23 protein-coding genes and 1 riboswitch are annotated in these 20,612 nt (G+C 68.4%); of the genes, 3 read left to right on the top strand and 20 right to left on the bottom strand.

The features are described 5' to 3' along the window. Positions 1-23: 23 nt before the first annotated feature. Positions 24-1,127: an SLC13 family permease gene (locus tag ACVKN3_RS16790; RefSeq protein ID WP_354516232.1), complete on the bottom strand. Its 1,104-nt coding sequence runs from the start codon at positions 1,125-1,127 to the stop codon at positions 24-26. Positions 1,128-1,229: 102 nt separating this feature from the next. Further along, complete coding sequence (locus ACVKN3_RS16785) at positions 1,230-2,012, bottom strand: DUF4097 family beta strand repeat-containing protein (RefSeq protein ID WP_354516234.1); 783 nt, start codon at positions 2,010-2,012, stop codon at positions 1,230-1,232. Positions 2,013-2,175: 163 nt separating this feature from the next. Between ACVKN3_RS16785 and ACVKN3_RS16780 the strand changes: the two genes are divergently transcribed. Next, complete coding sequence (locus ACVKN3_RS16780; protein ID WP_285405782.1) at positions 2,176-2,718, top strand: hypothetical protein; 543 nt, start codon at positions 2,176-2,178, stop codon at positions 2,716-2,718. A 298-nt stretch (positions 2,719-3,016) separates the two neighbouring features. Here the strand turns inward: ACVKN3_RS16780 and mazG are convergent, their stop codons facing one another. The 5 genes from mazG to gspN are packed head-to-tail and all read right to left on the bottom strand — an operon-like array spanning position 3,017 to position 6,726. Continuing rightward, entirely contained in the window at positions 3,017-3,802 is a 786-nt protein-coding gene (mazG, locus tag ACVKN3_RS16775; protein ID WP_285405784.1) for a nucleoside triphosphate pyrophosphohydrolase, read from the bottom strand. Then, the gene (gene cysQ, locus ACVKN3_RS16770; RefSeq protein WP_456992145.1) at positions 3,799-4,611 is read right to left on the bottom strand and encodes a 3'(2'),5'-bisphosphate nucleotidase CysQ; all 813 of its coding nucleotides are present in this window, start codon (positions 4,609-4,611) and stop codon (positions 3,799-3,801) included. The genes mazG and cysQ overlap by 4 nt, the downstream gene beginning before the upstream one ends. Positions 4,612-4,613: 2 nt before the next feature. Further along, positions 4,614-5,171 (bottom strand): ADP compounds hydrolase NudE, encoded by a 558-nt coding sequence (gene nudE, locus ACVKN3_RS16765; protein ID WP_285405786.1) that lies wholly within the window; start codon positions 5,169-5,171, stop codon positions 4,614-4,616. Next, positions 5,168-5,956, bottom strand: coding sequence for an inositol monophosphatase family protein (locus tag ACVKN3_RS16760; RefSeq protein WP_285405788.1), 789 nt, complete (start codon positions 5,954-5,956; stop codon positions 5,168-5,170). Before ACVKN3_RS16760 ends, nudE begins: the two co-directional genes overlap by 4 nt. Continuing rightward, positions 5,953-6,726, bottom strand: coding sequence for a type II secretion system protein N (gene gspN / locus ACVKN3_RS16755; RefSeq protein ID WP_354516240.1), 774 nt, complete (start codon positions 6,724-6,726; stop codon positions 5,953-5,955). The genes ACVKN3_RS16760 and gspN overlap by 4 nt, the downstream gene beginning before the upstream one ends. A 58-nt stretch (positions 6,727-6,784) precedes the next feature. Between gspN and ACVKN3_RS16750 the strand changes: the two genes are divergently transcribed. Then, positions 6,785-8,155: an adenosylmethionine--8-amino-7-oxononanoate transaminase gene (locus tag ACVKN3_RS16750; protein ID WP_354516242.1), complete on the top strand. Its 1,371-nt coding sequence runs from the start codon at positions 6,785-6,787 to the stop codon at positions 8,153-8,155. A gap of 50 nt (positions 8,156-8,205) precedes the next feature. After that, positions 8,206-8,940, top strand: coding sequence for a 16S rRNA (uracil(1498)-N(3))-methyltransferase (locus ACVKN3_RS16745; RefSeq protein WP_354516244.1), 735 nt, complete (start codon positions 8,206-8,208; stop codon positions 8,938-8,940). Here the strand turns inward: ACVKN3_RS16745 and ACVKN3_RS16740 are convergent. The 13 genes from ACVKN3_RS16740 to ACVKN3_RS16680 form a co-directional block, all read right to left on the bottom strand. Then, entirely contained in the window at positions 8,925-9,905 is a 981-nt protein-coding gene (locus tag ACVKN3_RS16740; protein ID WP_354516246.1) for a potassium channel beta subunit family protein, read from the bottom strand. The two genes, ACVKN3_RS16745 and ACVKN3_RS16740, sit on opposite strands and share 16 nt — an antisense overlap. Before the next feature lie 10 nt (positions 9,906-9,915). Next, a complete protein-coding gene (locus ACVKN3_RS16735) occupies positions 9,916-10,416 on the bottom strand; it encodes a phosphatidylglycerophosphatase A family protein (protein ID WP_354516248.1) in 501 nt (166 codons plus the stop codon). Continuing rightward, positions 10,413-11,366 carry a thiamine-phosphate kinase gene (gene thiL / locus ACVKN3_RS16730; protein WP_285405796.1) on the bottom strand — a complete coding sequence of 318 codons (954 nt, stop codon included), beginning with the start codon at positions 11,364-11,366 and terminating at the stop codon, positions 10,413-10,415. Before thiL ends, ACVKN3_RS16735 begins: the two co-directional genes overlap by 4 nt. Positions 11,367-11,401: 35 nt before the next feature. Next, positions 11,402-11,848 (bottom strand): transcription antitermination factor NusB, encoded by a 447-nt coding sequence (nusB, locus tag ACVKN3_RS16725; protein WP_285405797.1) that lies wholly within the window; start codon positions 11,846-11,848, stop codon positions 11,402-11,404. Beyond that, on the bottom strand, positions 11,845-12,312 hold the full coding sequence (ribH, locus tag ACVKN3_RS16720) for a 6,7-dimethyl-8-ribityllumazine synthase (protein ID WP_285405798.1): 468 nt from the start codon (positions 12,310-12,312) through the stop codon (positions 11,845-11,847). The genes nusB and ribH overlap by 4 nt, the downstream gene beginning before the upstream one ends. Positions 12,313-12,357: 45 nt before the next feature. Next, entirely contained in the window at positions 12,358-13,290 is a 933-nt protein-coding gene (gene ldcA / locus ACVKN3_RS16715) for a muramoyltetrapeptide carboxypeptidase (protein WP_285405799.1), read from the bottom strand. Between the two features lie 71 nt (positions 13,291-13,361). Next, on the bottom strand, positions 13,362-14,453 hold the full coding sequence (gene ribB / locus ACVKN3_RS16710) for a 3,4-dihydroxy-2-butanone-4-phosphate synthase (protein ID WP_036137370.1): 1,092 nt from the start codon (positions 14,451-14,453) through the stop codon (positions 13,362-13,364). A gap of 13 nt (positions 14,454-14,466) precedes the next feature. Next, on the bottom strand, positions 14,467-15,108 hold the full coding sequence (locus ACVKN3_RS16705) for a riboflavin synthase (protein ID WP_036137371.1): 642 nt from the start codon (positions 15,106-15,108) through the stop codon (positions 14,467-14,469). Positions 15,109-15,233: 125 nt separating this feature from the next. Continuing rightward, positions 15,234-15,383: riboswitch (FMN riboswitch) on the bottom strand. Between the two features lie 69 nt (positions 15,384-15,452). After that, entirely contained in the window at positions 15,453-16,448 is a 996-nt protein-coding gene (locus ACVKN3_RS16700; RefSeq protein WP_354516251.1) for a Gfo/Idh/MocA family protein, read from the bottom strand. After that, positions 16,445-17,506 (bottom strand): bifunctional diaminohydroxyphosphoribosylaminopyrimidine deaminase/5-amino-6-(5-phosphoribosylamino)uracil reductase RibD, encoded by a 1,062-nt coding sequence (gene ribD, locus ACVKN3_RS16695; protein WP_354516344.1) that lies wholly within the window; start codon positions 17,504-17,506, stop codon positions 16,445-16,447. The genes ACVKN3_RS16700 and ribD overlap by 4 nt, the downstream gene beginning before the upstream one ends. Positions 17,507-17,547: 41 nt before the next feature. Beyond that, positions 17,548-18,063 (bottom strand): transcriptional regulator NrdR, encoded by a 516-nt coding sequence (nrdR, locus tag ACVKN3_RS16690; protein ID WP_285405801.1) that lies wholly within the window; start codon positions 18,061-18,063, stop codon positions 17,548-17,550. 3 nt (positions 18,064-18,066) lie between these two features. After that, positions 18,067-19,323 (bottom strand): serine hydroxymethyltransferase, encoded by a 1,257-nt coding sequence (gene glyA, locus ACVKN3_RS16685; protein WP_285405802.1) that lies wholly within the window; start codon positions 19,321-19,323, stop codon positions 18,067-18,069. Positions 19,324-19,406: 83 nt separating this feature from the next. Beyond that, a complete protein-coding gene (locus ACVKN3_RS16680) occupies positions 19,407-20,558 on the bottom strand; it encodes a hypothetical protein (RefSeq protein WP_354516254.1) in 1,152 nt (383 codons plus the stop codon). Positions 20,559-20,612 lie beyond the last annotated feature (54 nt).

Genomic DNA, 20,612 nt, shown 5'->3' with positions numbered 1-20,612 from the left:
GGGTTCGCGCGCATCGCGCGCTCCTACAACAGCGCCCAGCCGATCAGGCCGACGACGATGAAGAAAGGCGTGGACCACAGATGGAACGTGGCCCAGGCCTTACGCTCGCCCAGCAGGCGCAGGGCGATCAGGTTGGCCAGCGAGCCCAGCACGAAACCGAAGCCGCCCACGTTCACGCCGAACGCGATGGTGCGCCAGTCGTGTGAATACTCCGCCAGCAGGATGGCTGCGGGTACGTTGCTGACCAGCTGCGAGGCCAGCGCACCCGTGACGTACAGGTGCGACGGAATATCCAGGCCGAGGCCGCCGATGAACGAACGAATGGTCTCCAGGCCGGCCAGCATGCGCAGGTCGATGAACATCAGCACGAAGGTCAGCAGCAGCCCCCAGTCGATCGCGGCCACCACGCGGCGGCGGAACACCAGGAAAACGGCCAGCACGCCCAGGAGCGCCCATAGCTCGTGGTGCAGGTCCGCCAGCACCAGGAACGGCAGGTAGAGGACCGCTGCGGTGACCAGCAGGCCCCGCTCCACCGCGTGCTCGGTGCCGTCGTGCACTTCCAGCGGCTCGGCGGGAAACGCCATCGCGGTGACTGCCAGCAACAGCACGAGCACGATGACCACCAGGGGAAGCATGGCCAGCACGAACCCGCCGAAGCCATTGCCCCATTGCTGCCACAGGAAAAGGTTTTGCGGATTGCCTATCGGGGTGAGCATCGAGCCGGCGTTGACGGCCAGTGCCTCGAAAATCACCAGGCGCGTCGCCGGCATGCGGGCGATGCGACACATGCTCAGGGTGAGCGGCACCATGACGAACAACGACACGTCGTTGGTCAGCAGCATCGACAGCAGCGCGGTCAGCGCGACCAGGCCCAGTGCGGCGATCCGCCGGGTGGCGGTACGGTCGATCAGCCAGCGGCCGGCGACGTTCAGCGCGCCGCTGTGTTCCACCGCCTTGGTCAGGATCAGCAGGCCCGTGAGGGTGGCGATGGTCGGCCAGTCCACCAGGCCGGGCCAGCTCGCGATCCGCGACGGCTGGGCTACCGCGAATGCCACGGCGGCCGCCAGGAGGACAAGGAAAAGCACGTCGCGGCGCAGGTTGCGCAACGAGTCGGGTAGCCACGTCATGGAATGGATTCCGCCAGAGAGGGCGGGATCATAACGTCACGCGGTGTCGCCCGGATGTACAGACCGACACCGCGTGCCCCCACGCGACGGGACGCGCCGAGATCAGTCGTCGTGGCTGGCGGGTATGTTCACCTTGCCGGCGACGCCATGCTGCTCGATGTTGCCGCTGCCTTTCTTGCGCACGGTCAGGTTGCCCTTCACGCCATCGACGCCGAGATCGCCCGAGCCGATCGTACCCACGTCGACACTGCCATCCACATCGGTGAGCTTGGCGTCGCCTGAGCCGACCGTGCCGATCCTTACGTCGCCATGGACTTGGCGGGCCGTCAGATCACCCGAACCGACCGAATCCACGCTCATCGACCCGGCACCGTCGACCTTCACGTCGCCCGATCCGATGCGTGCATGCACGGCACCCTTGACGTCCGATGCCTCGATATCGCCTGACCCGGCGCCGACGTCCAGCGAGGCGATGCTGCGCAGCTTGACGTCACCGGAGCCGGCTTCGACGGTCACCGGCAGGCTGGCGGGAATCGTGGCTCCCACCTTGAGGTAGCTGTAATGGTTGCCCCAGCCGCCCGACCACGATTTGTCCTTCTCGGTCAGTTCCACGACCAGGGTGTCGCCGCGTTTCTCCTGGGTGACGATCAGGTTGTCGACGATCTTCTGGTCGGAGCCGCAGGCCTTGCCGCGGAGGGTACCCTTGCCTGCGGCCGATCCACCCTGGACGGACAGATCATAGGAGTTGACCACGAAGCGCACGGCGCGCACCCCCGAGAGGTCGAGATCGAGATTGCGGTCCGCATGGAAGGCGCAGGAGGGCACGTTGTCCGCCAGGGCGACAGCGGGCAGCAGCAGGAGCGAGGCGAGAACCAGGTAGCGCATGGGGAATCCCCTTCATTGATGGGTGGCAACCAGGAATGGATGCCGCCCGCGCGAAAAAGGTTGCAAGGGCCTTCACGCGAACCTGAGCGGCCGGCAACGGCTTGGTCAACGAGTTGCCGGGCGGCACGTTTTTCATCGTGCAAGTCCAACCGGGAGATACCCTATGCAACGCAAGACCCTTCTCGCCAGTGCCGCTTCCCTCCTCCTTGCCGGCTCGGCCGCCTTCGCGTATGCGCAGGATGCCGCTCCCCAGGCTCCGCCCGCCCCGGCCGCGCGCATGGCGCCGCCCGCGAATGCCGCGCAGGGCCCGCAAGGCGGCCCGAAGTGGAACAAGGGCGACGACCATGGCCGCGGCGATCGCGGCGGCTGGGGCCGTCACGGCCACGGCGGCATGGAAAACGCCGGCGTCATCGGCGACCTCCGCTCGCTCGAGCGCCTCTACGTGAGCACCGGCCGCCAGAAGGAGCTGCCGGCGCTCTACAACGAGGTGCTGGCCAAGTCGCAGAACCCGATGGTCCGCGACTACGCCTACCGTCACCTGGCCCGCGCTCAGATGCAACCGCAGAACGTCGATGCGGCCATCGCCACGTTGCGCAAGAGCCTGGACGAAAACCTCGCCCAGGACCAGAAGCGTCACCAGGAGATGGAGGCCTTCAGGCAGCACATGCAGCAGCGCATGGCCGCGAAGACGCCTGACGCGAAATAACCCGGAGGCATCGCGCACATCGTGCGCTCCTACGACCGCCGCGCCGTAGGAGCGCACGCTTTGTTGTAGGAGCGCACGATGTGCGCGAAAAGCCAACAAAGCGACGATGCCGCGCCGTTCATCCATACGCGCCGTCCATCCATGCGCAGGGTAGGAGCGCACGATGTGCGCGAAAAGCCAACAAGGCGACGATGCCGCACCGTTCATCCATTCGCACCACCCATCAAGCCCCCGCCTGTGCCGACATCTCGCCTCATTCGCATGAAGAGGGCTGGGGGATCGCGCACATCGTGCGCTCCTACATGGCTTTTACGCGTGCCCAGAGCGCTTCCTGTTCTTCCAGCGTGTACGACGCCAGCGTGCGTCCTTCACCGGCGGCGATGGCTTCCATGCCGCGGAAGCGGCGTTCGAATTTCGCGTTCGCACCGCGCAATGCACGCGATACGTCCACCTTCGCATGCCGCGCCAGGTTGGCCGCGACGAACAGCACGTCGCCGATTTCATCGGTGAGGCGTTCCTCGTCCGCACCGTTGTCGAACTCGTGGCGCACCTCGTCGATTTCCTCGACGATCTTGTCCAGTACCGGCCGATGATCGGGCCAGTCGAAGCCGACGTTGGCGGCACGCTTCTGCAGTTTCACCGCACGCTGCCATTCGGGCAGGCCATGCGAGATGCCGGCGAGCGCGCTGGTATCGTCGCCGCCTTTCAAGCGGCGCTCTTCCGCCTTCAACCGGTCCCAGTCGCGCGAGCGCGCGGCGTCGCTTTCGTGCGTCACCTCGTCGAACACGTGCGGATGGCGGCGGACCATCTTCTCGCAGATGGACTGCACCACGTCGCCAAAGGCGAAGTGCCCGGCTTCCTCCGCCATGCGCGCATGGAAGACCACCTGCAACAGCAGGTCGCCCAGTTCGTCGCGCAGGTCGTGCATGTCGTGGCGGTCGATCGCGTCGGCCACCTCGTACGCTTCCTCGATGGTGTAGGGCGCGATGGAGGCGAAGTCCTGCTTCACGTCCCACGGGCAGCCCGTGACCGGATCGCGCAGGCGCGCCATGATGGCGATGAGGTCGTCCACAGGGCGGCTCATGTCGCGTCGTCCGGATCGATCAGGCGCGCCGCCCAGTCCACCGTGGTGTCGCCGCAGGCGATGAACTCGGGATTGATCAGTGAATCGCGCGTGTTGTAGCGGAACGGGCGCCCGGCCAGGTCGAGCACCGCGCCGCCGGCTTCCTCGAGCACGCATTGCGCCGCCGCCGTGTCCCATTCCGAGGTGGCGCCCAGGCGCAGGTAGAGATCCGCCTCGCCACGGGCGATCACGCAGAACTTCAGCGACGAACCCAGGGCGAAGGTCTCGTGCGGACCCAGGCGATCCAGCAGCGTCATGGTGCGGCCGACGCCGTAGGAGCGACTGCCGGTGACCATCAGCAGCCCATTGGCCGGCCGCGTGGCCAGCACCTCGCGTGGTGCATCCGCCGTGCGCTGGCGCCACGCACCGCCCCCGGACACCGCGGCATACAGATCGCCCGAAACCGGCACCAGCACCACGCCCAGCACCGGTCGGTGGTCCTCGACCAGCGCGATGTTGACGGTAAACTCGCCGTTGCGTTTGACGAACTCACGCGTGCCATCGAGCGGGTCCACCAGCCAGTAGCGGCGCCAGGTGCGGCGCTCGGACCACGGCGCTGCCAGGGCTTCCTCGGAAATGACCGGAACGCCGGGGGCGAGCGTGTGCAGCCCTTCGGCGATGACACGTTGCGCGGCGAGATCCGCCGCGGTCACCGGGGAATCGTCGTCCTTGCGCACCACTTCGAAGTCGTGCGCATAGATGGCCAGGATGGCATCGGCCGCCTCGCGCGCGATCGCACAGACCGGGTCGAGCCAATCCGCGTGGGCCATCGTCATGCCGGTTTGTAGCGGCCGGCGAGGTACTCGCGGGCCATGAACAACGCGGCAATGGAACGACCGTCAGTGACATCCTCACGGGCGATCAGCTCGTGCAGGTTGTCCATGCGCCAGGGCATGACTTCCAGTTCTTCCGGCTCGTCGCCGGGCAGGCGTTCCGGGTAGAGGTCTTCGGCCAGCACCACGTGGATGCGGTGGGTCATGTAGGCAGGTGAGAGCGACAGCGTGCCGAGGAAGGTGAGCTTGCGCGCACCGAAGCCCACTTCTTCCTTCAGTTCACGGTTGGCGCCCTCCTCCACGGTTTCGCCGGGATCCATGCGACCCTTGGGCGCACCCAGTTCGTAATGGTCCACGCCCACGCTGTATTCGCGCACCAGCAGCACGGTGTCCGCGTCCTGCATGGGCACGATCAGCACGGCCCCGTGGCCGCTGCTTTTCAGGCGCTGGAAGGTGCGGCGCTCGCCGTTGGAGAACTCCAGGTCCACTTCCTCCGCGTGACGGAAGTGCGTGGTGGACGCATCGCGCGTCGCAAGGATCGTCGGGCGTTTGTTCATCGGTCGATTGTACCGTCGGTGAGCCGGACCAGCGCCTCGGCATGGATCGCAGGGGTGCCGGCCAGCACGCTGCGCGTGTCGAGACCCGGCGCGGCACCGGACAGGTCGGTGAAGACGCCTCCGGCCTCGGTGACGATCACCGCCAGCGCGGCAATGTCGAGGATATTCACGTCGGACTCGATGACCAGGTCGAGCGAGCCGCGCGCCAGGAGGTGGTAGTGGCAGAAATCGCCGTAGCCGCGAATGCGGTTGCTGTCGCGGATCAGGCCGCCCAGGGCATCCCAGCGGCGGTCGGCCGTGAGCGTCTTCACGTTGCCCGTGGAAATTGACGCCTCCGCCAGTCGGGCGGTAGGCGCCACGCGGACCGGCTCGCCATCGAGGAAGGCGCCACGGCCACGCACCGCCCACATGCGTTCGCCGTACACGGGGGCCGAGGACACGCCCAGCACCAGTTCGCCGCGATGCATCAGCGCGATCTGCGTGGAAAAGAACGGCGTGCGGCGGACGAAACTCTTGGTGCCGTCCAGCGGGTCCACCAGCCAGAGGTACTCGCGCGAGGTGTCGTCCGCACCGTATTCCTCGCCGTAGATGCCCGCCTCCGGCAGGGCCGCGGCCAGGATGCCTCGGATCGCCATCTCGGCTTCGCGATCGGCGGCGGTCACCGGGGTGTCGTCGCCCTTGACGATCACCTCCACGCCCGAGCGCCAGTAATGCAGGATGATCTCCGCCGCGGCCTGCGCGGCTTCCCGGGCAGCGGCAAGCGCGGTGTCGAGGGTATCGGTCATGGCGTGTTCGCGGGGGCGAGCCCGGCCTTGCGTTGGAGGTTGACGGCACCGTCGCGACCCAGCGGGCCGAAACGGGCAATGAGATGCGACAGCGCGGTTTCGGGAGCGCGCGGCGCCAGGCGACCGTCGAGGCGCCAGCCCAGCGGCGAGGCGGCAAGGGCCGCGTTCGCGGCCAGCGGCCCGTGGCCGTCGTCGGCCAGCGTGGCACGCAGCACGCCACCGGTGCTGGCCGCTTTCAGGGCCAGGTCGCCCAGCACCACGACGCCTTCCGGCGTGCGCACGGCCGCGGCGTGCCAACGGACGACCGCCTCCAGCGCCAGCGGCCAGTTGCCCTGGAGATCGGCCCGTGGGATGTGGCCTTCGACCACGCCCAGCGGTGCCAGGTCCTGCGGGGAGGCCGGGCCGGCGAGCGCCGCGGCATCCAGCCGGAAGTCGACGCCCGTCCAGTGCACGGTGTCGGGCTCGGTACGCTCCAGATGCCCGTCGAAGCGACCGGCGCGACCGTCCATGTGCAACTGGAGGTGGATGCGGCCGAGGATGGCGTCACGACCCAGGTGCCAGCTGGCCTGGCCCAGTTCGCGGCCGTCACGTGCGGTGACGCGGCCCGCACGGCCGTCCCACAGTGTGCCGGACAGATCGTCCAGCACCACGCCCTTGGCGCGCGAGGCGAACAGCGGCACGGCCACGCCGGCAGGCAGGAACCAGTAGAACAGGCCGCCGGCAAGCAGCAGCAGGACGACGCCCAGGGCGATCCGACGAAGCCATTTCAAACCATCACCTCGACACTCCTTACTTGAGGCACGGCGGCCCGGAGGCGATGATGGGCCGATGACCGAGACCCTTTTCGCTTCCCAGGCGGCCGACACGCTCGTCGCGCGCGACCTTTCCGTCCTCTGGCACCCGTGCACCCAGATGCACGACCACGAAACCCTGCCCATGGTACCCGTCGCGCGCGGCGAAGGGGCATGGCTGGTCGGCACCGACGGCCGGCGTTACCTCGATGCCGTCAGTTCCTGGTGGACCAACCTGTTCGGCCATGCCGAACCCCGCATCGCCAGCGCGGTGAAGGACCAGCTCGACAAGCTGGAACATGTGATCTTCGCCGGTTTCACCCACGCCCCCGCCGTGGAACTGGCCGAGGAACTGGTGCGCATCACGCCGCCGGGCCTGGATCGCGTGTTCCTGGCCGACAACGGTTCCGCGGCCATTGAAGTGGCGCTGAAGATGAGCTTCCACTACTGGCTCAACCGCGGCCATGGCGAGAAAACCCGGTTCATCGCCCTCACCGGCAGTTACCACGGCGAGACGCTGGGCGCGCTTTCGGTCAGCGACGTGGCGCTGTACCGGAAAACCTACGCGCCGCTGCTGCTGACGCCCGAGCTTGCCCCTTCCGCCGACACCTACGAAGGCGAGCCGGGCGAAACGCCACGCGAGATCGCCACCCGCCGCCTCGCGCAGATGCGCGACATCCTCGAACGCCACGCGCACGAAACCTGCGCGGTGATCGTCGAGCCGCTGGTGCAGTGCGCCGGCGGCATGCGCATGTACGACGCGTCGTACCTCACCGGGCTGCGCGCGTTGTGCGACGAGTTCGCCGTGCACTTCATCGCCGACGAGATCGCCGTGGGCTTCGGCCGCACGGGCACCTTGTTCGCCTGCGAGCAGGCCGGTGTCTCGCCCGACTTCATGTGCCTGTCCAAGGGGCTCACCGGCGGTTTCCTGCCGCTGTCGGCGGTGCTCACCACGCAGGACGTGTACCAGGCGTTCTACGCGGAATACGCGGCGGGCAAGGCCTTCCTGCACTCGCACAGCTACACCGGCAACCCGCTGGCCTGCCGGGCCGCCACCGCCACGCTGGGCATCTTCCGCGACGATCCCGTGCTCGAGCGCAACCGCGTGCTGGCCGCACGCATGGCGCACCGGATCGCCCCGCTGGTGGACCATCCGCACGTGGCGCAGGTCCGCCAGACCGGAATGATCGCCGCCGTGGAAATGGTCGCGGACAAGGCGAAGCGCACGCCGTTTCCGGCCGGTGACCGACGCGGCCTGCGCGTGTACCGCCACGGCCTGGCCCACGGCGCGCTGCTGCGTCCGCTGGGCGACATCGTCTACTTCATGCCGCCCTACGCCATCACGGAAGACGAGATCGACTTCATGGTGGATACCGCCATCGCCGGCATCGACGCCGCCACCCGCTAGCGACGGCGCGCCGTCGCTACAATGGCGGTTTGCCACCGAGGGACGCCACCATGCGCAGCATTCGCATCCATGTCGACATGCCGCTGGCCAGCGGGCAAGACCTGATCCTGCCCGCCCAGGCAGGTGAACATGTGGCCCGCGTGTTGCGCCTGGAAGCCGGTGCGCCGGTGGTGTTGTTTTCCGGCAACGACGGCATGGAATTCGACGCCACGCTGGCTAGCGTCGGCAAGCGCGAGGTGGTGGCACACGTGGGTGCGGGTCGCCCCGTGCACAACGAATCGCCGCTGGCGCTGACGCTGGTGCAGGGCGTGGCGCGCGGCGAGAAGATGGACCTGATCGTGCAGAAGGCGACCGAACTCGGCGTCGCCCGCATCGTGCCGATCCTCACCGAGCGCTCCGAGGTGAAGCTGGATGCCGCGCGCGGCGAGAAGCGCCTGTTGCACTGGCGCGCCGTGGCCGCCAGCGCCTGTGAGCAATCCGGCCGCGCGCGGGTGCCGCAGGTGGACGCAGCCGTGCCGATGGCGACCTGGCTGGCCGCCCTGGGCGACAACAGCGCCATGCGGCTCGCCCTGCTACCCGAGGGCACGCGGCGCCCCGGGGAACTGGCCCTTGCCGGCCCCGCCCTGCTCGCCATCGGGCCGGAGGGCGGTTTCGGCGAGCGCGACCGCGCGGCACTGGCCGCGCACGGGTTCACCGGCCTGAGGCTGGGCCCGCGCATCCTGCGCACGGAGACGGCGGGCCTGGCCGCCATCGCCGCGCTACAGGCGCTCTACGGCGACCTCTGACCCAACACGCCTTCGATCCGGCGCATCACGCCGTCGTCCAGCAGGGACACCGCATCCAGCGCATCGAGGTTGGCTTCCAGCTGCGACGTGCGGCTGGCGCCGAGGATCACGGTGGAGACGTGCGGGTTTTTCAGGCACCAGGCCAGCGACATCGTGGCCAGCGGCAGACCGAGGTCGGCGGCGATCGGCGCCAGGGCACGCACGGTGTGCAGCCAAGTCCCGTCGTTTTCGAGCTTTTCGTCACGCAACCAGGCATTGCCCGGCTGGCCCAGGCGCGAATCGTCCGGCACGCCGTCGTTGTACTTGCCCGTCAGCAGGCCCGACGCGAGCGGCGACCATATCGTGGTGCCCATGCCATAGCGCTCGTACAGCGGCGCGTATTCCCGCTCGAACCGTTCGCGATGCAGCAGGTTGTACTGCGGCTGCTCCATCGACGGCGCGATGAGGTGGTGCTCGCGGGCCACGCGATGCGCCTCTTCGATCTGCACGGCCGTCCATTCGCTGGTGCCCCAGTACATGACCTTGCCCTGCCGGACCAGGGCGTCCATGGCGAGCACGGTTTCGAGGATCGGCGTATCGGGGTCGGCACGGTGGCAGAAGTACAGATCGAGGTAATCCACGCGCAGGCGCTGCAGCGCCTGGTGGCACGCATCGAACACGTGCTTGCGCGACAGGCCGCGCTGGGTGGGTTTCGGGTCGGTCACCGCCCCGAAGTAGACCTTGCTGGACACCGTATACGCATCGCGCGGCAAGCGCAGGTCGGCGATCACGTCGCCCATGAGGCGCTCGGCGTCACCCGCGTTGTAGGTTTCGGCATTGTCGAAGAAGTTCACGCCACGGTCGTAAGCCAGCGCGATCAGCTCGCGAGCCTGCGTGCGCCCGACCTGCCGGCCGAACGTCACCCACGCGCCGTAAGACAGCGCGGACACCTTGAGGCCGGTCGAACCGAGACGGCGGTATTCCATCGGGGTATTCCTAGCGAACGAAGAACAGGACCAGCGACAGCACGGCCGCAGCGACGATGCCGGCGATGACATCGTCCAGCATGACGCCCAGGCCACCCTTCACCCGACGATCGAACCACGCGATCGGCCAGGGCTTCCACACGTCGAACAGGCGGAACAGGGCGAACCCGGCCAGCACCACCCACCACGGGGCAAGCAGTGCGGGCAGCAAGGCGATCCACTGGCCGACGAACTCGTCCCAGACCAGGCTGCGATGGTCGGCCACGCCGAGGATGCGCCCGGCGATTTCGCACGCCCACACACCGACGGCGAAGCTCACCACCAGGATGGCCAGCCAGGCGAGCGGCGGCAGGTCGCGCAGCAGCAGCCACGGCAGGATCGCCGCCGCCGAGCCGAACGTACCCTGCGCCTTCGGCGTCAGGCCCGAGCCGAACCCGCAGGCAAGCCAGCCCGCCGGCGAGGCCAGCAGGCGGCGGCGGTCGGCCGGATCGAGGACGTACTTGGTGCTCATGCCGCGAAGTGGTTCCAGCCGCTGCGCGCCGGCGCAAGGGTTTCGCCCGCGGCATCCACCACGCGCACGCCCGCCCCTTCGACGATGCGCCCGATGCGCGTGGCGCCGCAGCCGAGCCGTGAGAGCACGGCGCCCACCTCGGCCGCCTTGTCGGCGGGTACGGTGAAGCACAGCTCGTAGTCGTCGCCGCCACCCAGCGCGAAATCCTGCGCATCGGCCTCGGCGAAATGCGTCAGCAGCGCGGACGAGCGCGGCAGCAAGGCGGCGTCGATGGACGCGCCCACGCCGCTGGCCGTGCAGATGTGGCCGAGGTCGGCCACCAGTCCGTCGGAGATATCGATGCAGGCGGTGGCCACCCCGCGCAACGCCTGCCCGGCTGACACCCGCGGCACCGGCCGGTTAAGACGCTCGATCATGCCGGCGTAGGGCGTGATGTCGTTTTCCTCGAGGCAACGCAAACCGGCGGCCGCGTCACCGAGCGTGCCGGTGACCATCACGACGTCGCCGGCGCGCGCGCCGGAGCGCAGCAAGGCCTCGCCCGGCGCGATAAAGCCGTGGACCGCGACGGTGACCGTCAGCGGCCCACGCGTGGTGTCGCCGCCGATCAACGCGAGGCGATACGGCGTGGCCAGTTCGGCGAAACCGCGGGCCAGGCCGTCGAAGAAGGCTTCGTCGCCATCGGGCGTGGTCAGCGCCAGCAGCGCCCACGCGGGCGTGGCCCCCATGGCGGCCAGATCGGAAAGATTCACTGCCAACGCTTTCCAGCCGATGTCCGCCGGATCGGTGCCCGGCGGAAAATGGATACCCTCCACCAGCGTGTCCACCGCGATCGCCAGTTCACGCCCGGCGGGCACAGCCACTACGGCCGCATCGTCGCCGATCCCCGTCAGCACATCGTCGCGATGGACGCTGGTGTGACGGCGGATGCGGTCGATCAGGTCGAATTCCATGCAGGTTCCTTGTCCCGCGGGGATTCGCGGTGGGCTCAGGATCGCTTCTCGGCCGTACGCCAGTGCGTCGCGAGTTTGTCGAGGACACCGTTCACATAGCTGTGGCCATGGTCGGCGCCGAATCGCTTGGTGGCTTCCACCGCCTCGTTGATGACGACGCGGTAGGGAACGTCCGGACGGTATTTAAGCTCGTAGGCACCCATGCGCAGGGCGGACAGTTCGATGGGATCGATCTGCGCGACTTCGCGATCGACGAAGGGCTTGATGCCGTCGTCGAGTTCCTTCACGTGCTGCTCGACACCGCGCAGGATGTCCTCGAAGTATTCGAGGTCGGCCACCACCATGTCCTGCTCGTGGCGGAACTGCTCGATGACGTTGCCCATCTTCGCGCCACCCACCTGCCACGCGTACAGCGCCTGCAGCGCACGACGGCGCGCGCGGGAGCGGGCAGCTAGGTCGATCCCGTGCGGAGGCCTGTTCATCGGGCCAGCTTCGTATAGAGGTTGGCCATCTCGATGGCCACCATGGCGGCATCGCTGCCCTTGTTGCCGGCCTTGGTGCCGGCACGCTCGATCGCCTGCTCGATGCTGTCGGTGGTCAGCACGCCGAACGCCACCGGCACGCCCGAGGTATAGGCGGCCTGGCCCAGGCCCTTGGCGGCCTCACCGGCCACGTAGTCGAAATGCGGCGTGGAGCCACGGATGACCGCGCCCAGGCCGATCACGGCGGCGTACCCGCCGGCGCCGGCGACCTTGTAGGCGGCCTGTGCGATCTCCCAGGCGCCGGGCACCCGGATGAGGTCGATCGCATCGTCGCTCACACCGTGGCGGACCAGCGTATCGCGCGCGCCTTCGATCAGCGGCTCGACGACGAAGCTGTTGAAACGACCCGCGACGATGGCGAAACGGCCCTTCGGGGTGGCGAAATCGCCTTCGATGATCTTCATGTACGCATGTCCTGTGGCGAAACGGCCGCCGGGCGGCCGGGTATTTTACGGGGTTTTCGGCCGGGGATGGCCGGTGAACGTGAGACGGGCCTGTCCGGCGGCGACATGCAGCCGGCCCGGTGCGCCGAACGGCAGGGTGAACTTGCGCGGGCCATGACCGAAGGGTAGCCCGCGGACGACCGGCACGCCGCTCGCGGCGGCGATGCGGTCGAGCGCCACGTCCACGTCGTAGCCGTTGTCGTATTCCGTCACCCGGTAGTTGATGAAGTCGCCCACGACCAGCGCCGCCTGGCGTCGCAGCACACCGGCGTGCAGCAGCTGGTAGAGCATACGTTCCACGCGATAGGGCGGCTCGGCCAGGTCTTCCACGTAGAGAATGCCGCCGTCGATCGCCGGGAAATACGGCGTGCCGGCCAACCCCGCCAGCATGGCCAGGTTGCCACCCCAGAGGGTGCCTTCGACGTGGATGTCCGAGGTTTCCGGCGCATCCCACGTCGCCTGCCCTTCTTCCGCCGCCAGCGTCTCCCATACATGCGCCCAGGTCTGGGCATCGAGGCTGGCCGCGCCGAAATCGCCGCCCAGCATGGGCCCGCCGAGCGTCACCAGGCCGCTCTTCGCATACAGCGCGCATTGCAACGCGGTGAAGTCGCTCAGGCCCAACAGGGCCACGGGCGCGCCACGCAGGCGGCGGCCCAGGCCCTCGTAATCGAGCAGCGGCAACAGCGGATGCGCGCCGTAACCGCCGCGGATCGCCAGGGCGATATCCGGAAGATCGCGCGAGGGATCGGCCAGTGCGTTGAGGTCGGCCGCACGCTCGGCATCGCTGCCGGCAAAGCGCAGATCGCGACGTGCGAGCACTTCCTGGCCGGTCACGCGGTGGCCGGCCGCTTCCAGCCGGGCGATGCCCCGGCGCATGGCTTCGGCGGACTGCGGGTAACCGGAGGGGGCGATGAGGCGGATGTCGTAGGTCGGGGGCATGGTCTCGCGGGGTCGTGGCACAGGGCGGTAGCAATAGAGGGTCGCGGTGTGGAAGGCAACCCGCGGGAGGATCAGCCTACCTGTTCCACCACTTCCAGGCCGAAGCCGGCGATGCCGACGAAGCGACGCGGCGTACCCATCACGCGCAGGCGCCGGGCGCCCAGGTCGGCAAGGATCTGCGCACCGAGCCCGAGCTGACGCCACTCCTGGTCGTCGCGGGGCGTGGGCACCGGCACGGCGTGGCGCTTGAGGCGACCCAGCAGCGCATCGGCGCTGTCCTCGCCCGAGAGCACCACCAGCACGCCGCGATCTGCTTCGTGGATGCGCCGCAGCGCATCGGTCGCGGTCTGGCCGAGGTCGTCACGGCGAAGGTGGAGCACGTCCGACAGCGTGTTGCGCACATGCACCCGCGTCAGCACCGGTTCGCCGTCGTCCACATCGCCCCGGGTCAGCGCGAAGTGCAGGCCACTACGGATGGCGTCGCGGAAGGCGACCAGCCGGAAGGGACCGAACTCGGTATCGACGTCCTCCTCGTGCACGCGCTCCACCGTCTTCTCGGTTTCGAGGCGGTAACGGATCAGGTCGGCGATGCTGCCGATCTTCAGGCCGTGCTTCGCCGCGAACACTTCCAGTTCCGGTCGCCGGGCCATGGAACCGTCGTCGTGCAGGATCTCGATCAGCACCGACGAAGGCTCAAGCCCGGCCAGCGCGGCCAGGTCGCAGCCGGCCTCGGTGTGCCCGGCGCGCATCAGCACGCCGCCCGCCTGAGCGGTCAGCGGGAAGATGTGCCCGGGCATGATGATGTCGGCGGGCTTCGCGTCCTTCGCCGCGGCCACGCGGATCGTGTGCGCACGGTCCTGCGCGGAGATGCCCGTGGTGACGCCTTCGGCCGCCTCGATCGAAACGGTGAAGTTGGTGTGGTACGGCGACGTGTTGTCGCTGACCATGGGCTTCAATCCCAGCTGGCGGGTGTGTCGTTCGGTCAGCGTGAGGCACAGCAGCCCGCGCGCCTCGCGGACCATGAAGTTGACGTCTTCCGGCCGCACCTTCTCGGCGGCCATGACGATATCGCCTTCGTTTTCACGGTCTTCGTCGTCGAGGATGACGACCATGCGGCCCTGCCGGAGGTCCTCGAGGATCTCGGGGATGGTGTTGAAGGACATGCGGGGCGGTTCCTCAGGCGAAGCCATGCTGTTTCAGGAAAGCCTCGTCGAGGCGCGGGGCATCGCCGCCGGTGAGCAGCCGCTCGACATAGCGCGCGACGACGTCGACCTCGATGTTCACGGCGTCACCGGGGCGCCGGGCGACGAAAGCCGTATGTGCCACCGTATGGGGGATAAGGTTCACCCCGAAACGGTTGCCGCCGACTTCGTTCACCGTGAGGCTGGTGCCGTCGATGCACACGGAGCCCTTGTGGGCGATGTAGCGCGCTATCTCGCCTGGCACCTCGAAGGTCCAGCGCGAGGAGCGGCCGTCCGGTGCCACGGACACCACCTTGCCCACGCCGTCCACATGCCCCGAGACCATGTGCCCGCCCAGACGATCGGCCAGGCGCAGGGCTTTCTCCAGATTCACCGGATCGCCGGCCTTGTGCTTGCCGAGGGTGGTGTGCGCCAGGGTTTCGTTGGAGACATCGGCCGCGAAGCTGGCGGCGTCGAAGGCCACCACGGTGAGGCAGACGCCGGACACGGCGATGCTGTCGCCCAGGGCGACGTCGGTCATGTCGAGGGGAGCGGTATCGACGACGAGGCGCACGTCGCCGCCGCGCGGTTCCAGCCGCGCGATGCGGCCGACGGCCTGGATGATGCCGGTGAACATGTCAGCGACCTCCCGGGAGGAAGGCGGCGACGAGGTACTGGATTTTCATGAAACGTTTCCCGCGGTGGTGAGCGAAAAACGCCCCAAGGCGCATGGCGCCGCCCGCCCCGCCAGGGACGCGCGAACGCCGTCTTCTTTCATCCGGACTGTAACCGTCGGCTCCGGCATCGGACCGGATCTGCTGACCTCCCGGCAGGACCGGGAGCGCTCGCGGGCTTGTTTCCTCACGGAAACCTACCGCCGGTGGGGAATTGCACCCCGCCCTGAAGACGCTGTGGAGGCCGCTCCCCGAGGAAAGCAGCCGGCTGAGAATAGCATGTGGCCTGAACGGCCGATTGCAACGGTCAGGGCGGCAGCGGGTGGCCCTTGAGCACTTGGTCCATCACCCGGCTGGTGCGCGCCGCCGAGTCGCCCGTCGAGGGGCAGGCGCCCTTGCCGGTCAGCGTCGCCACGATGGTGGCGATCAGCGGTTGCTGGATGTGCGGCGGATTGGCCACCTGGATGCTTTCGCGTCGCTCGCCGGCCTCGAGTTCGATCGGCCCGTCACCGAAGGTGGCGAAGACCAGCCGGCCACGATCGCCGACGATTTCCACGCGATCCTCGCGGCGGTCGGCGCCGAAGTTCCACAAGCCGGTACCCAGCACGCCGCTGCCGAAACGGAAGGCCATGGCCACGGCGTCTTCGGCCGGATAAGCGTTCATCTGGTGTGCGGTCATGCCACGTGCTTCGACGATGGGGCCGAGCAGGAAATCGAGGATGTCCAGCGTATGGCAGCCGACATCCACGAAGATGCCGCCGCCGGACAGCTCGGGACGCACCGTCCAGGGCAGGTTGGCCGGGTCGCGGTAGCGTGCCTCGAGCGGATGGTGCAACAGCACGTTGACCAGGCGCGGCGTGCCGATCGCGCCCTCGGCCAACAGCGCGGCGATACGCAGGAAGCGCGGCAGCGCGCGCCGGTAGTAGGCCACGAAGACGGGCACGCCGGCCGCCCGCGCGGCCTGCACGATCGCCGTGCACTCCGCATGGTCCATCGCCATCGGTTTCTCGATGTACACGGGCTTGCCCGCGGCGATGGCCATGAGGGCGTACTCGCGATGGCTGGACGGCGGTGTGGCGACGTATACGGCGTCCACGCCGGGATCGGCGACCAGCGCCGCCGCGTCGTCGTACCAGCGCGGCACGCCGTGGCGAGCCGCATAATCGCGCGCCTTGTCGCCGTCACGCCGCATCACGGCGACCAGCGACGAGTCGCTCACCTTTGCAAACGCAGGGCCGCTCTTGGTCTCGGTGACGGCACCGCAGCCGACGATGCCCCAGCGGACGTGCGGATAGGTTTTCACGCCGGCCGCAGCTGCAACCGCATGTCGTCGCCCACCTGCCGGCGGTCCACCGTGTGCAGGCGCCAGCGCGACGCCATGTCGTCGAGCGGCGGCAGGGTGAGCATCGGGCGCCCGCTGCTGCCGAGCAGGACCGGCGCGACGTAGACCAGCAGTTCGTCGGCCAGCCCTGCTGCGAGCAAGGCACCGCACAGGACCGGGCCGGCCTCCACGTGCACCTCGTTCACGTCGCGCCGGGCCAGCTCGTGCAGCACGGCACGCAGGTCGAGACCGCCGTGGTCGTCGCGGCGCACGACCGCCCGCGCCACGCCGGCCAGATGAGCCGGTACGTTCGCCTCCGCGGCGTGGAACACCAGCGTGGGCGCCGTACCGTCGAGCACGCGGGCACCGGCCGGCGTGCGCAACGCGGTATCGACGATGGCACGCAACGGCGGCACGCAACCCGGGGCGTCGGGCAAGCGAACGGTCAGCTGGGGATCGTCGGCGAGCACGGTGCCGCTGGCGGAAAGGATGGCCGAGGAGCGCGCGCGCCAGCGCTGCACATCGGCGCGGGCGGCCTCGCCGGTGATCCACTTGGACGTGCCGTCGGCCAGCGCCGTGCGGCCGTCGAGGCTCATGGCCAATTTGACGCGCACCCACGGGCGGCCGCGCTGGATGCGGCTGAAGAAACCGATGTTGAGTTCATGCGCGACGTCGCGCATCAGGCCCACCTGCACGCCGATACCGGCGGCGCGCAGCTTTTCGATACCGGCCCCGTCGACCTGGTCGAACGGATCCTCGTGCGCGACGACCACGCGGGCCACGCCCGCCGCGATCAAGGCGTCGGCGCAGGGCGGCGTGCGACCGTGGTGCGCGCAGGGCTCCAGCGTGACATAGGCGGTGGCGCCGCGTGCCGCCGTGCCGGCCTCACGCAGCGCGAAGACTTCCGCATGCGGCTCACCCGCGCGCGCGTGCCAGCCGGTGCCCAGCACGGTCTCGCCGCGGGCGATGACGCAGCCCACGCGCGGGTTGGGCTGGGTGGTGGCGAGGCCGCGCTCCGCCAGACGCAAGGCGTGCGCCATGTGGAGGTGATCCATGGCGGGAAAGAACGGGCGCGACATGCTCAGCCCTTGCGCCCGCGCCTGGCCGCGTCCAGCAGCGGCAGTTGCAGGCCTTCGATCGAGGGGAGGTCGCGCTCGAGTTTCTCGATCTCCTCGCGGAAAGCGTGCACGTCCTCGAAGCGGCGATAGACCGACGCAAAGCGCACGTAGGCCACCTGGTCGAGCTCCTTCAGCTCGCGCATCACCAGTTCGCCCACCTGGCGCGACGGCACCTCGCGCTCGCCGAGGCGGCGGAGGTCGTTGATGACGGCGCGCATCGCGGTATCCACTGCATCGCTGGGCACGGGGCGCTTCTGCAAGGCCCGCTCGAAGCTCACGCGCAGCTTGTGCTCGTCGAACGGCTCGCGACGGTCGCCGGACTTGACGATCGCCGGCAGCTTGAGTTCGGCGGTTTCGAAGGTATTGAACCGCTCGCTGCACTGAGGGCACTCGCGTCGACGACGCACCGTGCTCCCGTCTTCGGTGAGCCGTGAGTCGATGACGCGGGTGTCTTCATGCTGGCAGAACGGACAATGCATCGATCAGCCGTATACCGGGAAACGGGCGCACTGGGCCGTGACCTTCTCGCGCACCGCCGCGATGACGGTGTCGTCGCCCGGCGCGTCCAGCACGTCGCAGATCCACTGGGTGAGCTCGATCGTATCCGCTTCCTTGTAGCCGCGGGTGGTGATCGCGGGCGTGCCCACGCGCAGGCCGGAGGTGACGAACGGCGAGCGGGGATCGTTCGGCACGGCGTTCTTGTTGACGGTGATGTGCGCCTTGCCGAGGGCCGCTTCCGCGTCCTTGCCGGTAACCTCGCGACCGATCAGGTCGACCAGCATCAGGTGGTTCTCGGTACCGCCGGAAACGACCTTGTAGCCGCGCTCGATCAGCGTCTTCGCCATGGCCTTGGCGTTCTTCACCACTTGGCCCTGGTAGTCCTTGAATTCGGGTTCCAGGGCTTCCTTGAAGGCCACGGCCTTGGCCGCGATGACGTGCATCAGCGGGCCGCCCTGGATGCCGGGGAACACGATGGACTGCAGCTTCTTCTCGATGTCCTCGCCCAGACCCTTGGCGACGATGATGCCGCCGCGCGGACCGCGCAGGGTCTTGTGCGTGGTGGACGTGACCACATGGGCGTGGTCGATCGGGCTGGGGTAGTGGCCCGTGGCGACTAGGCCGGCGATGTGCGCCATGTCGACGAACAGGTAGGCGCCGACCTTGTCGGCGATGGCGCGGAAGCGCGCCCAGTCCATCACCTGCGAATAGGCGGAGAATCCGGCCACCACCATCTTCGGCTTGTGCTCGATCGCCAGGCGCTCGATCTCGTCGTAGTCGACCAGACCGGTCTCGGCATCGATGCCGTACTGCACGGCGTTGTAGATCTTGCCGGAGAAGTTGACCTTGGCGCCGTGGGTGAGATGGCCGCCGTGGGCGAGGCTCATGCCCAGGATGGTGTCGCCCGGCTGCAACAGCGCAAAGTACACGGCCTGGTTGGCCTGCGAACCGGAATGCGGCTGCACGTTGGCGTAATCGGCGCCGAACAGCTTCTTCAGGCGCTGGATGGCGAGCTTCTCGGCCACGTCCACGTATTCGCAGCCACCGTAGTAGCGCTTGCCGGGGTAACCCTCGGCGTACTTGTTGGTCAGCGACGAGCCCTGGGCCTCCATGACACGGGGGCTGGCGTAGTTCTCCGAGGCGATCAGCTCGACGTGATCTTCCTGGCGACGGGTCTCGTCGGCGATGGCCCTGGCGAGTTCGTCGTCATAGCCGGCGATCGTTGCATCCTTGGGGAACATCTCTACCTCGGGTCGCGGGTGGGGAGTGAAGACCGAAAGTGTAGCGCCCGCCGGGGTTTGCGGCCACTGCCCCACCCGCGGGCTCAGCGCCGCTCCAGCCAGAGGTCCGTCCGCTCGGCGACCGGGCCGTGGCGCATGTAGGAGCGGATGGCCCGTTCGTTGTCGGGCGTATAGCGCAGGCAACTGAAAGTGGATGGCGCCAGTGGGTGCATGTTCGAGTCGCACCGGTACCAGTTCATGAGGCTCCATGGCCCGGTACGGAAGCGGCCGGACGCCGCCGACTCATGGGTCGCCCCAAGCGTATGGCCAAATTCGTGGGCCAGCACCGACACGCGGCCCTGGACGGTCGCGACGGCTTCGCTTTGCCCCTCCAGCGCCAGTCCGGACGCCTTGCTCACCGCGGGGCGGGCCGTCAGCAGCAGGAACTTGTGTTTGTACGACTTGCCGTAGGGCAAGTCGATATGCAGGCTCAGCTGTCGCAGGGCGATCGCGAAGCGGTCGAGGACATCCGGATGCTCATAGTCCATGTCCGTGATCCAGGGCACCCTGGTGTAATAGCGCACGTCGATCTTCGGCTCGCCGGGCAGCACGGTTACCAGGTCCGCCAGCCACCAGGCGGCGAATCGCGCATGCAGGTCGGCTATCGACTGCTCGCGAAGATCGTCGTGGACGAACACGTGGAACGTCGGCCGATGGGCGAGCGGGTCCTCGACGTGGTGGGGCGTGATCGAAAGCTCGCCCGTGAACGGGATGGCAGGCTCGTCGGCGTAGCCGTCCCCTGCCGGGTAGGTGTGGCGACGCGCCTCGTCATGCCCGACCCGGAAAGATACGACGGTTACCCCGTCCTCGGACGGGAGGGACACGTGCAGGCCGTCGCCGCCCCGTGTGAACACGGCGCGCTCCCCGTTCAGTTGCCCGGCGTACATGGCCCCGGCGACCTGCGGCGACAGGCGGAGGTCCACGGGCAGGCGCCGCTCGACGGAGATGCCCGCACCGGGACCCACGGCACGCCGCGGTCGTGAAGGGCCACCCTGTTCCCCGGCGAACGGCGATGGTGTCATCGTCACGTCGGGAATCCAGATGCGGAAGGGAAGGCCAGCGTCCACGGCCTGATCGAACAGCTCGACGACGCTCGCGGTGCCGTTCGGCGGCTCGGGGGTTGCCTGGACGACGGAGGGCAGGAAAAGGGCCAGGGCAGGCACGAGTGCCCTGCACAGGCGGAACATGGAAACCATCGAGACATCCTTGTTGGCGGGAAGGGCCGGGGACGATACCTGCGTTGCCACCGC

This window comes from Luteibacter sp. PvP120 (genome assembly GCF_054055715.1).
The sequence above is the reverse complement of the archived record's forward strand: the minus strand, read 5'-3'. Positions and strand labels throughout refer to the sequence as shown.

What these genes read in the sequence shown, in the direction of transcription:
- ACVKN3_RS16790 (WP_354516232.1), bottom strand. Translation starts at nt 1,127, where the DNA reads ATGACGTGGCTACCCGACTCGTTGCGCAACCTGCGCCGCGACGTGCTT.
- ACVKN3_RS16785 (WP_354516234.1), bottom strand. Translation starts at nt 2,012, where the DNA reads ATGCGCTACCTGGTTCTCGCCTCGCTCCTGCTGCTGCCCGCTGTCGCC.
- ACVKN3_RS16780 (WP_285405782.1), top strand. Translation starts at nt 2,176, where the DNA reads ATGCAACGCAAGACCCTTCTCGCCAGTGCCGCTTCCCTCCTCCTTGCC.
- mazG (WP_285405784.1), bottom strand. Translation starts at nt 3,802, where the DNA reads ATGAGCCGCCCTGTGGACGACCTCATCGCCATCATGGCGCGCCTGCGC.
- cysQ (WP_456992145.1), bottom strand. Translation starts at nt 4,611, where the DNA reads ATGGCCCACGCGGATTGGCTCGACCCGGTCTGTGCGATCGCGCGCGAG.
- nudE (WP_285405786.1), bottom strand. Translation starts at nt 5,171, where the DNA reads ATGAACAAACGCCCGACGATCCTTGCGACGCGCGATGCGTCCACCACG.
- ACVKN3_RS16760 (WP_285405788.1), bottom strand. Translation starts at nt 5,956, where the DNA reads ATGACCGATACCCTCGACACCGCGCTTGCCGCTGCCCGGGAAGCCGCG.
- ACVKN3_RS16750 (WP_354516242.1), top strand. Translation starts at nt 6,785, where the DNA reads ATGACCGAGACCCTTTTCGCTTCCCAGGCGGCCGACACGCTCGTCGCG.
- ACVKN3_RS16745 (WP_354516244.1), top strand. Translation starts at nt 8,206, where the DNA reads ATGCGCAGCATTCGCATCCATGTCGACATGCCGCTGGCCAGCGGGCAA.
- ACVKN3_RS16740 (WP_354516246.1), bottom strand. Translation starts at nt 9,905, where the DNA reads ATGGAATACCGCCGTCTCGGTTCGACCGGCCTCAAGGTGTCCGCGCTG.
- ACVKN3_RS16735 (WP_354516248.1), bottom strand. Translation starts at nt 10,416, where the DNA reads ATGAGCACCAAGTACGTCCTCGATCCGGCCGACCGCCGCCGCCTGCTG.
- thiL (WP_285405796.1), bottom strand. Translation starts at nt 11,366, where the DNA reads ATGGAATTCGACCTGATCGACCGCATCCGCCGTCACACCAGCGTCCAT.
- nusB (WP_285405797.1), bottom strand. Translation starts at nt 11,848, where the DNA reads ATGAACAGGCCTCCGCACGGGATCGACCTAGCTGCCCGCTCCCGCGCG.
- ribH (WP_285405798.1), bottom strand. Translation starts at nt 12,312, where the DNA reads ATGAAGATCATCGAAGGCGATTTCGCCACCCCGAAGGGCCGTTTCGCC.
- ldcA (WP_285405799.1), bottom strand. Translation starts at nt 13,290, where the DNA reads ATGCCCCCGACCTACGACATCCGCCTCATCGCCCCCTCCGGTTACCCG.
- ribB (WP_036137370.1), bottom strand. Translation starts at nt 14,453, where the DNA reads ATGTCCTTCAACACCATCCCCGAGATCCTCGAGGACCTCCGGCAGGGC.
- ACVKN3_RS16705 (WP_036137371.1), bottom strand. Translation starts at nt 15,108, where the DNA reads ATGTTCACCGGCATCATCCAGGCCGTCGGCCGCATCGCGCGGCTGGAA.
- ribD (WP_354516344.1), bottom strand. Translation starts at nt 17,506, where the DNA reads ATGGCGCACGCCTTGCGTCTGGCGGAGCGCGGCCTCGCCACCACCCAG.
- nrdR (WP_285405801.1), bottom strand. Translation starts at nt 18,063, where the DNA reads ATGCATTGTCCGTTCTGCCAGCATGAAGACACCCGCGTCATCGACTCA.
- glyA (WP_285405802.1), bottom strand. Translation starts at nt 19,323, where the DNA reads ATGTTCCCCAAGGATGCAACGATCGCCGGCTATGACGACGAACTCGCC.
- ACVKN3_RS16680 (WP_354516254.1), bottom strand. Translation starts at nt 20,558, where the DNA reads ATGGTTTCCATGTTCCGCCTGTGCAGGGCACTCGTGCCTGCCCTGGCC.